General features: G+C 69.4%; 10 protein-coding genes. 4 read left to right on the plus strand and 6 right to left on the minus strand.

The features are described 5' to 3' along the window. Positions 1–175 precede the first annotated feature (175 nt). Positions 176–1,396 (minus strand): DNA recombination protein RmuC, encoded by a 1,221-nt coding sequence (locus BLR95_RS14540; RefSeq protein WP_092621805.1) that lies wholly within the window; start codon positions 1,394–1,396, stop codon positions 176–178. A gap of 135 nt (positions 1,397–1,531) precedes the next feature. Here BLR95_RS14540 and BLR95_RS14545 point away from each other — a divergent pair, with 135 nt between their 5' ends. Then, entirely contained in the window at positions 1,532–2,965 is a 1,434-nt protein-coding gene (locus tag BLR95_RS14545) for a DUF4139 domain-containing protein (RefSeq protein ID WP_092621808.1), read from the plus strand. Positions 2,966–3,010: 45 nt separating this feature from the next. On the opposite strand, the gene BLR95_RS14550 is transcribed toward BLR95_RS14545, so the two are convergent. The 5 genes from BLR95_RS14550 to BLR95_RS14570 all read right to left on the minus strand — a co-directional run bounded on the left by BLR95_RS14550 (position 3,011) and on the right by BLR95_RS14570 (position 9,048). Continuing rightward, a complete protein-coding gene (locus tag BLR95_RS14550) occupies positions 3,011–4,303 on the minus strand; it encodes a flagellin (protein ID WP_092621811.1) in 1,293 nt (430 codons plus the stop codon). A gap of 96 nt (positions 4,304–4,399) precedes the next feature. Beyond that, positions 4,400–6,670 (minus strand): flagellar hook-associated protein FlgK, encoded by a 2,271-nt coding sequence (flgK, locus tag BLR95_RS14555; RefSeq protein WP_092621814.1) that lies wholly within the window; start codon positions 6,668–6,670, stop codon positions 4,400–4,402. Between the two features lie 64 nt (positions 6,671–6,734). After that, positions 6,735–7,442, minus strand: coding sequence for a hypothetical protein (locus tag BLR95_RS14560; RefSeq protein WP_092621817.1), 708 nt, complete (start codon positions 7,440–7,442; stop codon positions 6,735–6,737). Then, the gene (locus BLR95_RS14565; protein ID WP_092621820.1) at positions 7,439–7,918 is read right to left on the minus strand and encodes a rod-binding protein; all 480 of its coding nucleotides are present in this window, start codon (positions 7,916–7,918) and stop codon (positions 7,439–7,441) included. Before BLR95_RS14565 ends, BLR95_RS14560 begins: the two co-directional genes overlap by 4 nt. Positions 7,919–7,920: 2 nt before the next feature. Continuing rightward, complete coding sequence (locus BLR95_RS14570; protein WP_092621823.1) at positions 7,921–9,048, minus strand: flagellar basal body P-ring protein FlgI; 1,128 nt, start codon at positions 9,046–9,048, stop codon at positions 7,921–7,923. Between the two features lie 298 nt (positions 9,049–9,346). Here BLR95_RS14570 and BLR95_RS14575 point away from each other — a divergent pair, with 298 nt between their 5' ends. The 3 genes from BLR95_RS14575 to BLR95_RS14585 all read left to right on the plus strand — a co-directional run bounded on the left by BLR95_RS14575 (position 9,347) and on the right by BLR95_RS14585 (position 11,808). Beyond that, positions 9,347–9,817: a flagellar assembly protein FliX gene (locus tag BLR95_RS14575; RefSeq protein WP_092621826.1), complete on the plus strand. Its 471-nt coding sequence runs from the start codon at positions 9,347–9,349 to the stop codon at positions 9,815–9,817. A 343-nt stretch (positions 9,818–10,160) separates the two neighbouring features. Next, positions 10,161–10,580, plus strand: a complete 420-nt coding sequence (dksA, locus tag BLR95_RS14580; protein WP_092621829.1) for an RNA polymerase-binding protein DksA — start codon at positions 10,161–10,163, stop codon at positions 10,578–10,580. A gap of 79 nt (positions 10,581–10,659) precedes the next feature. Further along, positions 10,660–11,808 carry a multidrug effflux MFS transporter gene (locus BLR95_RS14585; protein WP_342720111.1) on the plus strand — a complete coding sequence of 383 codons (1,149 nt, stop codon included), beginning with the start codon at positions 10,660–10,662 and terminating at the stop codon, positions 11,806–11,808. Positions 11,809–11,992 lie beyond the last annotated feature (184 nt).

Consider the following 11,992-nt stretch of genomic DNA (forward strand, 5'->3'; position numbering starts at 1 on the left):
CAGGTTCGCAGGCCAGCAAAGCTGGCCTGCCCCCATTCCCCTCTCACGTCCGCCTCCAGACCTTTCGTTCCCCTCCAACGACTTGGCGGGGGTCCGGGGGACCGCCTTCGGTCCCCCGGTGGGGGTTCGGGGGCAACGCCCCCGAGTACCCGCAACACACGCCTTGGCCGGCCGCTCAGCCACCATCGGCCTTGGGAAGGGCCTCGTGGGCTGGGGTTTCGTCGTCGTCGTGGCCCAGTTGCAGGTCGAGGATGCGGCTGCCCCGGCTGGCGATCTTGCCGGTCGAGGTTTTGATCAGGTCGATGTCGCGTCGGGTCTGGTCGAAGTGTTTGTCGAGGTTGCCGACGCGGTCGTCGAGGCGTTCCACGTCGCCCAGCAGGAGGCCGACCAGGCGTTGGATTTCCTTGGCTTCCTCGCGGATGCGGGCGTCCTTCAGCACGGCGCGCACGGTGTTGAGGGTGGCCATCAGGGTGGTTGGGGAGACGATCCACACGCGGCGCCGGTAGCTTTCCTCGACCACGTTGGGGAAGCTGGCGTGCAGTTCGGCGTAGACCGCCTCGCTGGGCAGGAACATGAGGGCGGATTCGGCGGTTTCCCCGGGAATGATGTAGCGTTCGGCGATGTCGCGCACGTGCTTGATGACGTCGGCGCTGAAGGTGCGTCCGGCCTGGGTGCGGCTGGTGTCGTCCTCGGCGATGCGCAGGGCGTGGTAGCTTTCCAGGGGGAACTTGGCGTCCACCGCGATGGGGCCGGGGGGCATGGGCAGGCGGATCAGGCAATCGACCCGGCGGTCGTTGGACAGCTTGACCTGGAAATCGAAGGCCGAGGGGGGGAGGATGGCGCCGACCAGATCGTGCAGTTGCACCTCGCCGAAGGCGCCGCGGGCCTGCTTGTTGCTCAACACCTCGCGCAGGCCGACCACCTGGCCGGACAGATCGGCGATGTTCTTCTGGGCGCGGTCGATCACGGCGAGGCGTTCGCGCAGGTCGTGCAGGGTGTCGGTGGTGGTCTTGCGGGTGGTTTCCAGGCCCTGGTGGAGTTTTTTGTCGACCTCGGCCAGCCGGTTGTCGAGGGCTTGCGAGACGGCCCGCTCCTGGGCCTGGAGGCGGCTCGCCACCTGACCGACGACGGCGGTTTGCAGGGCCTGCTGCCCCTCGGCCAGACGGGCCTGGGCGGCGGCCTGGCTTTCCGCCTGGGCGGCGAGGCGCCCGGCCAGTTCCGACTGGCTGGCGGCGAGACGCTCCAGGGCCTGCCCCAGGTTGCCACCGAGGGCGCTGGTGGCGGCCCGCTGGCGGCGCAGCATGAGAAGCAGCCCGAGCAAACCGAGCAGGCCGAGCCCGCCCAGGCCGAGGGCGATCAGGGTCAGCGCCTGGGCATCCAGGGGCAGGGTTTCCATCCAACGTTCCTTTCGACATCATGTCGCCGCAAAGTGGCGCCATTGTTCACACGCCGCACAAATTGTGGCCGACAGCCCTGGCCTACCCCAGGGCCGGCCGCGCCGTCACCCCCCAATGCCGACCGGAGGCCCCCCATGACCCCGCGCCGTCTTCTGCCCGCCGCCGCCGCCCTGGCCCTGTTGGCCGGCCCGCTGCTGCCCGCCCCCGCCATCGCCGCGCCGCCCGAGGTGGCGGTCGAGGCGGCGGCGCGCACGGCGTTGGGCCTGACCATTTACAACCAGGACCTGGCCCTGGTGAAGGACCGCCGGCGGGTCGAGCTGGCCCATCCCCGGCAGGCCCTGGCCTTTGCCGAAGTGTCGCCCAGGGCGCTGCCGGAAACGGTCATGCTGGCCACCGCCGACGCCGGCCCGGGGCTGGCCTTCGGGGCCCGGGTGTTCGACTTCGACCTGTTGACCCGCGAACGCCTGCTGGAGGCCGCCGTGGGCCACGAGGTGGGCATCGAGATGCCGGGCGAGGAGACGCCGCGCCGGGCCCGCCTGTTGTCCTTCAACAACGGCCAGCCGGTTCTTGAGATGGACGGGCGCATCCACGCCGGGGCGCCGGGGCGGATCATCTTCGACGGCCTGCCGCCGGGGGTGCGCACCCGGCCCACCCTGCTCGCCGAGGTGGCCCGCCCGGACGGCTCGGGTGCCGACCGCGAGTTGGAACTGGCCTACCTGACCTCGGGCCTGAACTGGCGGGCCGACTACGTGGCCGAGCTGAACAGCGCCGAGGACCGGCTCGACCTCAGCGCCTGGGCGACCCTGGCCAACACCACCGGCACCGACTTTCTGGGCGCCTCGGTCAAGCTGGTCGCCGGCGACCTCAACCGGGCCCGCGCGCAGCCGGTGCCGGAGATGATGATGGCCCGCGCCGCCGGCCCCGCCGAGTCCGCCATGGAGCCGCCGCAGGCGCTGATGGGGATGCATGTCTACAGCGTCGCCGGGCCGGTCGATCTGCCCGATCGGCAGACCCGCCAGTTGGCCCTGATGGCGGCCCCCGACATCGAGGTGCGCCGCGAGCTGATCGCCCGCCTGCCCAACGGTGTCTATCGGGGTCATGTGGGTGGCCGGGCCGACGAGTTCCCGGCCCGCCGTGATCTGGTCTTCGAGAACACCGAGGCGGCCGGCCTGGGCCAGCCGCTGCCGGCCGGCACGGTGCGCGTCTACCGCCGCGACGCCGACGGCGATCTGGTCTTCGTCGGCGAGGACGGGCTGGATCACACCGGCCAGGGGCGCAGCGTGCGCCTGACCCTGGGCGAGGATTTCGACGTCGCCGCCAAGCCCAAGCAGGTGAGCTATCGCAAGCTGTCCGACCGGGTCTTCGAAAGCCAGCACGAGGTGGCGCTGACCAACGGCAAGGGCACGCCGGTCGAGGTGCGCGTGATCGCCCCGATCCCCGGCGAGTGGGAGATGTTGGAGGAAAACCACCACCACCAGCGCACCGACGCCGCCACCGCCGAGTGGACCCTGACGGTGCCGGCCGAGCAGGCGGTGACCCTGACCTACGCGGTGCGGGCGCGCTTCTGAGCGGGCGTGTTCAAGCGGCGCCCCCCTTTTCGGGGGCGCCGCCGCCTACAGGTAGTTGTTCAGGCTGAGCTGGCTGATGCGGGCCAGGGTGGCCATCGAGATGTCGAGCGACAACAGGTCGTCGTTGAGGCGGGTGGCGGCCTCGGTGATGTCGACGTTCTCGATGTCGATGATGCGCACCTCAAGGAAGCTGACGTAGGTCTTCTGCTCGTCGATGGCGTTGTTCAGCGTCACCTGATTGGAGCCGATCTGCCGGGCCAGGCGCTGGAAGTCACCCTTTTCCTCGGTTGAGTCGATGGGGTGTTCGAGCGCGTCGTTGAGCAGGTCCAACCCCTGCTCGATGCGCTGGACCAGGGTCGCGGTATCCACGGTGGTGGCCGGCGGCGGGGTCGGGTTGGTCAACTGGGGCACGCCCTGGGCGACGATGCCCAGGCCCCGGATGGCTTTCTCGATGGCCGCGTCCTTGGCGTTGATGCCCAGCGTGATGCTGCGCTGGGTATCGACCCGATGCCGCATCTCCAACTCGTCGCCGTTGTAGTAGGTGTCGCGGGTATCGATGGAGACCCCGCCCACCGGGCCCTCGGCGGTCGGCGGCGGGCTGACCTCGAGCGTCGTGCCGTTGTTGGCGGTCACGGTGAAGCTGCGGTTGTTGCTGCCCGAGCCCGTGACCTCGATCACCGCGCCGACCGGCAGATCGCTCAGCGAGCCCGGATTGGTGGCGGCGATGGTGCCCGGCGGGCCGGCGGCGAAGGTCAGGTTGCCGGTATCGGTGTCACTCAGCGAAACCTCGGCCAGATGGGCGGCGCGGGTTTCCGGATAGGTGACATCGGTGCCGTCGAAATACTCCTGGAACTCGTCCACCGTCTGGAAGCCCAGTTCGATCGGCGGCGTGTCCGACTTGCCGCCGGAGAACAGGTACTTGCCGTCCACCTTGAGGTCCATGAAGAATTCCAGCGCCTGCATGGTCTCGAAGGCGTCCTGTTGCAGATCTTCCAGGGCCGCCTCGTCCTCGCCATCGAAGTTGGACAGGTCGCGTTGCGAGAACACGGAGAGCAGGCCGCGAAACTCGCGCAGGGTATCCTCGGCCGACTCCACGCTGTTGGCCATGGCGGCCAGATTGGTCTGGGCAATCTCGTTGCTGGCCTGGTAGCGCTGGAACATGGTGCGCTCGTTTTCCATGCTGACCAGCCGGTAGGAGTCGTTGGCGATCCCCTTGTAGTCGAGCGATTTCTTCTCGGTGGAGATCTGCTTCTGGGTCTCCTGGACCCGAGCCTGGACCTCCAGCATGCGCGAGACCAGGGTCATCCGGCTGTTGGCGGTGGCGACACGGGAAACCATGGTGTTTCTCCCGACTGGAACCTTGGGTCCGCCGGTGGCGGACGTGGTGTTCAACCTGCGTGCGCCAAGGGCGGACGCGCTTGATGGTTATCCGCCTCAGCGGATGATGTTGACCAGCGTTTCGAGCATGCTGTCGGTGACCGATATGATGCGCGCCGCCGCCGAGTAGCTCTGCTGGAACATCATCAGCTGCGACAACTCCTCGTCCAGGTTGACGTCGGATTCCTGGGCCCGCTTGGTCTCCAGGGCGCCCGTCAGCCCCTTCTGGTATTCGAACTCGATCTCGTTGGCCTCGGCCAGATTGGCCGCGCCAGAGATGATGCTTGCCCCGTAGTCGGACAGGCTCAGGGTGGCCTGGGTCAGACCGCCGGCGTTGCTGAAGCTTTGCGGCGTGGTGAACACCTCGGCCAACTGGTTGGCCACCGAGTTGTCACCGCTGCTCAGATAGTAGCTGTTGGTGTCGGTGTCATACTGCAGGGCCCCCCGGGAGACCTGCGAGGGATCACCGGTCAGGCGATCCTCGACCTTGAGGGTGTTGGCAAGTCCCGAGCGCGAGGGGGACAGGCCCAGGGCATCCAGGGCGTCGGTCTGGGTGCCGGTCTGGGTGATGACCAGTTCCTCGTTGTTCTGGTGGGTGACGCGCAGGCGATAGCCGTTGCCCTCGGGCACCACCTCGGCCGACACCACGCCCTGCAGCGACGGCATGTTGTTGATGCTGTCGGCGACATCCTGAAGGGTGTGGTTGTTCTGCACCACGACCGAGCCGAAGTTGAAGCCGTTGGTGGTGTCGCTGAATTCCAGCACCCGGTTGGCCCCGGTGCCGACCCGCCAGCCGGAGGACTTGATGTCGGAATCGTGGATGGCGTTGGTCCGCTCGGCGGCGAAAAAGTCGTTGAAGCCGAAGAAGCTGGAAAAGCCTTGGTGGACCTCGTCATGGTCGCCGTCGGCATTGGCGTCGAACTGGAAGGTGGCGTCGGCGGCGTCCTCGCCCAGGCCGCTGGCCGCCTCGTCGCGCATCGACAGGCCGTAGGCGTTGGTGTTCAGGGTGATCGTCACCTGGTGCTCTTCGTTCATGCGCACCTCGGCGTTGGTCGCCCCGTTGGCCCGCAACCAGCCCTCCATGTGGGCCATCACCTGATTGATCGACCACGCCGAGCCGGCGCCGCCAGCCGCCGCCTCGTCGGCCGCGTTGTAGCCGGTGGCGCCGGTGTAGGCGGTGTTCATGATGGTCGACAGGTTGGCCGCCGCCTGCTGGGTGCCATCGGGGCTGGCCAGGGCGAGGACCACGTCGCCGTCGGTCAGGGTCAGGGTCTGGTCGTAGTCGTACTGGGTGGGATCGTTGTTCAGGCTGGTGTTGTTGGCGCTGTTGGCATCGGTGAAGCGGCGCGTGCCTTCCAGGTCGGTGGCCAGTTGCGGATAGGCGGTGCCCCGGTTGTGGACCGCGTTGACGGTTTCGGACAAGCGCCCGGCCAACTCGTCGAGCTGGGCCTGCATGTTGGGCAGGGTGTTGTCGCGCAGGTCGACCAGCGCCTTCACCTTGCCGGTGCGCACGTCCTCGGTGATGTCGACGCCGCCGACCGAGAAGGCGGTGAAGTCGCCCCCGCCGTGGCTGTTGGTGGCGGCAACGCTGGTCAGCGAGACGTGGCTGACGTTGACCGCCTGGTTGTCGAGCAGGGTGGCGCCGCTTTTGGTGTAGATGGTCACGGCGCCGGTTTCGCGGGTGAAGTACTGGATGTCGAGCATCTTCGACAGCTCGTTCAACTGCAGGTCGCGCTTGTCGAGCAGGTCGGTGACGTCCTTGCCGGTCGCCCCGTTGACCGAGATCTTGTCGTTCAGGATGTCGATGTTGTTGAGGATGTCGTTGATGTCGCTGGCCGCCTGCTGCAACTCGCGATCGGTGTTGAGGCGCAGGTCCTGGATGTTCTGGGCCATGCGGTTGATCTGCAGGACCAGCTTCTCGGCGCTGTTGACGGTGGCGAACTGCTGGGTGCTTTTGTCCGGCTCGACGGCGAGCAGCTCGAACTCGGTGGCCAGCTCGGAAATGACGTGGCTGATCGAACTGTTGTCGTTGGTCTCGCCGAAAAAGTCCTGCACCCAGTCCAGGTACTCGCGGGTGGTGTCCAGCTCGGTGAACAGGCCCAGCTCCTCGCGCAGGTCCCCAAGCAGGTTCTCGTCCACCTGGCGGGTCAGCTGGCCGGCCTGCACGCCGATGCCGATGCCGGCCAGGACCCGGCTCTCCTGGTTGAAGACCTTGCGGGTGTAGCCCTCGGTGTTGACGTTGGCGATGTTGTGCGCCACCGAGTCGAGGCCCCGCTGGGCAGTCAGCAGGCCCGACAGGGCGGCACTCAGTCCGGCGGTGAGGGTCATGGCGCGGGGTCCTTCCCGGCAACGGGCGCGATGCGGCCCGGGCTCCTGGTCTTCAAAGGGGGTCTCAAAGCGTCTTGTAGCAGGCGACCGCCTTGCGACGGCTGTCGGCGCCGTCGGGCAGCGCCCCCTGGCGTGAATAGCTGGGCACCTTGTCCTGGTGGTGGCGCCGCGCCGCGTCGACCACCGCTTCCAGCAGCCGGTTGGCCGCCGTCATGCGGGCCTTCAGCAGGCGGCCGTTGGTGCCCGACAGCTTTTCCAGCCGCCGGGCGACGGTGGTGAAGGCCTCGCGGTCGGCCTCGGGCAGCGCCTTCAGGCGCTCGGGGTCGGCGGCCAGGGCGCGCATCTGCTCCTGGTAGAGCCGGGCCAGCCGACGCTTGCGCTCGGCCAGCACGCCGACCCGCTCGGTGCGGTTGGCCTCCAGGGCGGCGTTCTCGTCGGCCAGCAGGGCGCACAGCTCGCTGGCCACGTCGTAGAGGTCGCCGGCCTTGCCGCGCGCCTGGGCCCCGAGCCGGGGCAGGGTGGAATCGGGCCGGATGATCGGCTCGGCCGGTTCGGCCCCGACCGTCCCGCCTGCCGCCCCACTTGCCCCCCCACTTGCCGCCCCGCCCGCCGGCCCACTGGCAGACGGCGAGGCAGGCGACGCGGCGGCGGCCGGTTCGGGCGCCTCGGCCGGGCTGGCGGCGGCGCGGGCCGACGCGGCGCCGGCACGGCGCTGGCGGCGGGCTTCCAGGGCCGCCCGGCGATCGGGCGAAGCAGCTTGGCGCGGGGTCATGGCTGGGTCTCCGTCACGGGCATGATGTTGGACATCGTGTTGGGCGCTGTACTGGACGTCGTGCTGGGCGTCATCGGGGGCTGCCCCGGAAGGCCACCACTGGCCGCTTCCTGGGCCGCCACCAACTGGGCGACCATCTGATCGGCCAGCCCGACGCCGCCACCTGCGGCCAGGGCCTTGCCGTATTCCTGGTTGAGCAGCGAGCGCCACACCTTCTCGGCATGGCCGCCGCCGAACAGCGGGTCGACATCGACCGAGGACCACATCTGTTCGAACATCTGGCTCAGGAAGACCGCCTCGAAGTCCTGCGCCACCTCTTCCAGATGGGCCCGGTCGGCGGTCCTGGACAGGGGGCCGCCGCGTTCCAGGTTGCCGTTCAGGGCGGCGGCTTGGCGGGTGCCCTGGCCCTGGCGGGCGGCGGCCAGGGCCTGCTCGGCGAGGCCCGTGCCGTAGGTGGTCAGGTCGACGGCGGCCATGGTCACATCACCTCGATTTCGGCCTGCAGGGCGCCGGCCGCCTTGACCGCCTGCAGGATCGAGATCATGTCCCGCGGGCCGATGCCCAGGGCGTTGAGGCCATTGACGAAGTCCTGCAGGGTGACGCCGCTTTCGACGACCGCCAGTTGGTTGTCCTCGCCCTCGTCGACCTCGATCTGGGTGCGCTCCACGGTTTCGGTGGTGCCGGTCTGGCTGAACGGCGCCGGCTGGCTGACCTGGGGCGTCTCGGTGACCTTGATGGTCAGGCTGCCCTGGGCGATGGCGACCGTGGAGATGCGCACGTTCTCGCCGATGACGATGGTGCCGGTGTTCTCGTCGATGACCACCCGGGCCAACTGGTCGGGCTCGATGCGCAACTGCTCGATGTCGGTCATCAGGCGGACCATGTTGCCCTGGTAGTTCTCGGGCACCCGCAGGCGCACCGTGCCGGGGTCGGTCGGCCACGAGGTCTGCACCCCGGTGAAGGCGTTGATGGCGGTGGCGATGCGGTGGGCCGTGGTCAGGTCGGGATTGCGCAGGGCGATGTTGATCTCGCCCAGCGCGCCCAGGTCGAAGGGAATCTCGCGCTCCACAATGGCCCCGTTGGGGATGCGGCCGCTGGTCGGCACGCCCTTCTGGACGCTCGCCTGATTGCCCTGGGCCAGGAAACCACCCACCTGGACCTGCCCCTGGGCCACCGAATAGACCTCGCCATCGGCGCCGATCAGCGGGGTGACCAGCAGGGTGCCGCCGAGCAGGCTGTCAGAATCGCCCAGGGCGCTGACGGTGACGTCGATGCGCGTCCCCTGGCGGGCGAAGCCGGGCAGGGTGGCGGTGACCATGACCGCGGCCACGTTCTCGCTCTGCACATCCAGGTTTCTGGTGTAGATGCCCATGCGCTCCAGCATGCCGGTCAGGCTTTCCTTGGTGAAGGCAATGGAATCAATGCTGTCGCCGGTTCCCTGCAAGCCAACCACCAGGCCGTAGCCGATCAGGAGGTTGTCGCGGATGCCCTCGAAATCGGTGATGTCCTTGAGGCGCGAAGCCCCCTGGGCCGGCCCGGCCAGCAGCAGCGGCAGGGCGGCGAACAGGGCGATCAGGGCGCGGCGGGCGGACGGCAAGCGGAACATGACAGCCTCGTCGATGCGGGGACGATGCGGAGACAGGGCAACGCAGCCTGTTGTATGCCAGCCCCGTGCCAACCGGCGCCCCGGCGGGAAAGCCCTTGAATCCCTGGCTTTTGTGCCGGGCGCCCTGGCCGCCGGGCGGAGTCGGGCGCGGCAACTCTTGCCGAGTGGACGCTCCCCACCCGGCAAGGCTACACTGGCCGGCGCGGCGGCTTGCGCTTGTCGGCCGGGCGCCGCGCCAGGGCGGCGCCTCCCCCCGCCCAGAGCCACCCCACGGGACAACAGGCCAAGGACCACGGGCATGAAGGTTGGCGGCATCGGTAGCGGCCAAGGCCCCCGGCGCCCCGAAAAGAGCCGCCGGAGCGGCGACGACGGCGCTTTCGGAAAGCGCCTGTCCAGCCTGCTCGACACGCCGGCCGGCGGCGAGGCACCGATCGAGGAGGCGGCCGAGGCGGGCCCGGTCAGCGGGCTCGACGCCCTGCTCGCCGTGCAGGCCGCCGGTCAGGCCGGCGATCCCCCCTCGCGCGAGGCGTCGCGGCGCCTGATCGATCGCGGCGAGGCCCTGCTCGACCACCTGGAAACCCTGCGCCACGGCCTGCTCACCGGGGCCATCCCCAAGGAGCGGCTGGCCGATCTGGCGCGTCTGGTGCGCCAGCGCCGGGGCGCCGGCGGCGATCCGCGCATCGCCGCCCTGCTCGACGAGATCGAGCTTCGGGTCGAGGTGGAACTGGCTAAGCTGACGCGCGAGCTGGACCGCCGGAAACACGCCTGAAGTACATTCACCAATCCGAATGCGGCCCCCGGAAAGCGCTTGCCCGGCTGCCGGCCGGCGCCTATATTCCGCCCCGACCCCACCCCCAGTTGGCGGCCCCCTCCAGCCTGGCGGTGGCGGCGCGCGACTGGCCAGGACGCGGCAACCCGGGAGGTGCCGCGGAGCCCGACAAACCAAGCCCGTCCAAGGGCCAGGGCTGCGCCGGATGGAGCAGATCGTGCGCCCTTCTGAATCGCGCCGCGCTTCAGATGGGCCGTGTTGATCCGCCCTGTTTTTTGGTTGTGGGGCCGATCCGTCCCCGCGGCGTGGGGATGTCAGGTGCCGGGAGGAGAGCGTTTCAGGTATGACCGTTACCCTGCCACCCGACTATCGACCCTCCGAAGACGAAGATTTCATGAACGACTTCCAGCGGGAGTACTTCCGCCGGAAGCTGCTCGCCTGGCGTGGTGAGCTGTTGCGGGAATCCGAAATAACCCTGGAGAGCCTGCAGGAGACCGGCGGCCTGAACGAGGCCGACCTGGCCGACCGCGCCTCGGCCGAGATCGAGCGCGCCCTGGAGCTGCGCACCCGCGACCGGGCCCGCAAGCTGATCTCCAAGATCGATGCCGCCCTGGCCCGCATCGAGGATGGCAGCTATGGCTACTGCGAGGTGACCGCCGACCCGATCAGCCTGCGACGGCTGGAGGCGCGGCCCATCGCCACCATGACCATCGAGGCCCAGGAGCGCCACGAGCGCATGGAGCGCACCCATCGCATGGACTGACCCTTCGGCCGGCGGTCCGCCCCTTGAGGCCACCCCGCGCCCCGGGCCCGATCCGCGCTCGCTACCCGTCTCCATTCTGCTGACCGGGCTGGTCGCCTTCGGCGCCGTCTCGACCGACCTCTACCTGCCCTCCCTGCCGGCGATGACCCGCGAGTTCGGGGTCGATGTGTCGCTGGTCCAGCTCACCCTGTCGGTGTTCACCTTCGGCTTCGCCGCCGGCATGCTGGTCCTCGGGCCGATGTCCGACCGCTTCGGGCGGCGCCCGGTGCTGATCGGCGGGGTGGCGATCTACGTCCTGGCCAGCCTGGGCTGCCTGCTCGCCCCCAGCGTCGAGGCGCTGATCGGGGCCCGCTTCGTGCAGGCCCTGGGGGCCGCCGCCGGGCCGGTCATCGGCCGGGCCATCGTGCGCGACGTCTATACCCGCGTCGAGGCCGCCCGCATGCTCTCCTACATGGCCTCGGCGATGGCCCTGGCCCCGGCGGTGGCGCCGCTGATCGGCGGCTGGCTGCACGAAACCTTCGGCTGGCAGGCCAATTTCGCCGCCCTGGCCCTGTTCGGCGCCCTGATCCTGCTCGGCACCCTGGGCCTGCTGCGGGAAACCAACGACAGCCGCGACCCCCGGGCGCTGAAGGCGCGTCGGCTGGTCGGCACCTACCGCATGCTGCTGACCGACCGCCGCTTCGTTGGCCACACCGTGGTCTTGACGGCCATGTTCGGGGGTCTGTTCAGTTTCATTTCCGGCTCGTCGTTCGTGGTCATCGATGTGCTCGGCGTCGCCCCCGGCCAGTTCGGCTTGGCCTTCGCCTGCGTCGCCGGCAGCTATGCCGCCGGGGCCTACATGTCCGGCCGGGTGGGCCACCGGCTCGGCCTGGAGCGGGCCATACTGCTGGGCGCCCTGGCCGGCGCCCTGATCGCCGGCGGCGGCGCCGGGCTGGCCTGGGCCGGCATCGAGACCGTGCCCGCCGTGATCGCCCCGGTGGCCGGCTTCTTCTTCTGCTGCGCCTTCGTGCTGCCCAACGGCACCGCCGGGGCGATCAACCCCTTTCCGCACAACGCCGGCAGCGCCTCGGCCCTGCTCGGCTTCCTGCAGATGGGCGGCGGCGCCCTGGTCGGCTACGGCGTCGGCGCCCTGCACGACGGCACCACCCGGGTCATGCTGACCAGCATCGCCCTGTGCGCCATCACCGCCCTGATCGCCCACCTGACCCTGGTCCGCCCCGACGAGTGACGTCGGCGCGCGCGGCACGCCAAGGGGGCGCTGCCCCCTTGGAACCCCCGCCGGGGGGACCAGGGGCCCCCCCGGACCCCCGCCGTGACTTAGAGCGTGGAGCTCCAAACCTGAATCGAGGGATTCCCAAGACTCTGCGTCCGTGATTCACTTTTCTTTTTGGGAGGTGGATCATGGGCAGGAG

Source organism: Roseospirillum parvum (genome assembly GCF_900100455.1).
Classification (GTDB): Bacteria; Pseudomonadota; Alphaproteobacteria; order Rhodospirillales; family Rhodospirillaceae; genus Roseospirillum; species Roseospirillum parvum.

Bases quoted from the DNA above. Each gene is read 5' to 3' on its own strand.
- BLR95_RS14540 (WP_092621805.1), bottom strand. From the start codon at position 1,396: ATGGAAACCCTGCCCCTGGATGCCCAGGCGCTGACCCTGATCGCCCTC.
- BLR95_RS14545 (WP_092621808.1), top strand. From the start codon at position 1,532: ATGACCCCGCGCCGTCTTCTGCCCGCCGCCGCCGCCCTGGCCCTGTTG.
- BLR95_RS14550 (WP_092621811.1), bottom strand. From the start codon at position 4,303: ATGGTTTCCCGTGTCGCCACCGCCAACAGCCGGATGACCCTGGTCTCG.
- flgK (WP_092621814.1), bottom strand. From the start codon at position 6,670: ATGACCCTCACCGCCGGACTGAGTGCCGCCCTGTCGGGCCTGCTGACT.
- BLR95_RS14560 (WP_092621817.1), bottom strand. From the start codon at position 7,442: ATGACCCCGCGCCAAGCTGCTTCGCCCGATCGCCGGGCGGCCCTGGAA.
- BLR95_RS14565 (WP_092621820.1), bottom strand. From the start codon at position 7,918: ATGGCCGCCGTCGACCTGACCACCTACGGCACGGGCCTCGCCGAGCAG.
- BLR95_RS14570 (WP_092621823.1), bottom strand. From the start codon at position 9,048: ATGTTCCGCTTGCCGTCCGCCCGCCGCGCCCTGATCGCCCTGTTCGCC.
- BLR95_RS14575 (WP_092621826.1), top strand. From the start codon at position 9,347: ATGAAGGTTGGCGGCATCGGTAGCGGCCAAGGCCCCCGGCGCCCCGAA.
- dksA (WP_092621829.1), top strand. From the start codon at position 10,161: ATGACCGTTACCCTGCCACCCGACTATCGACCCTCCGAAGACGAAGAT.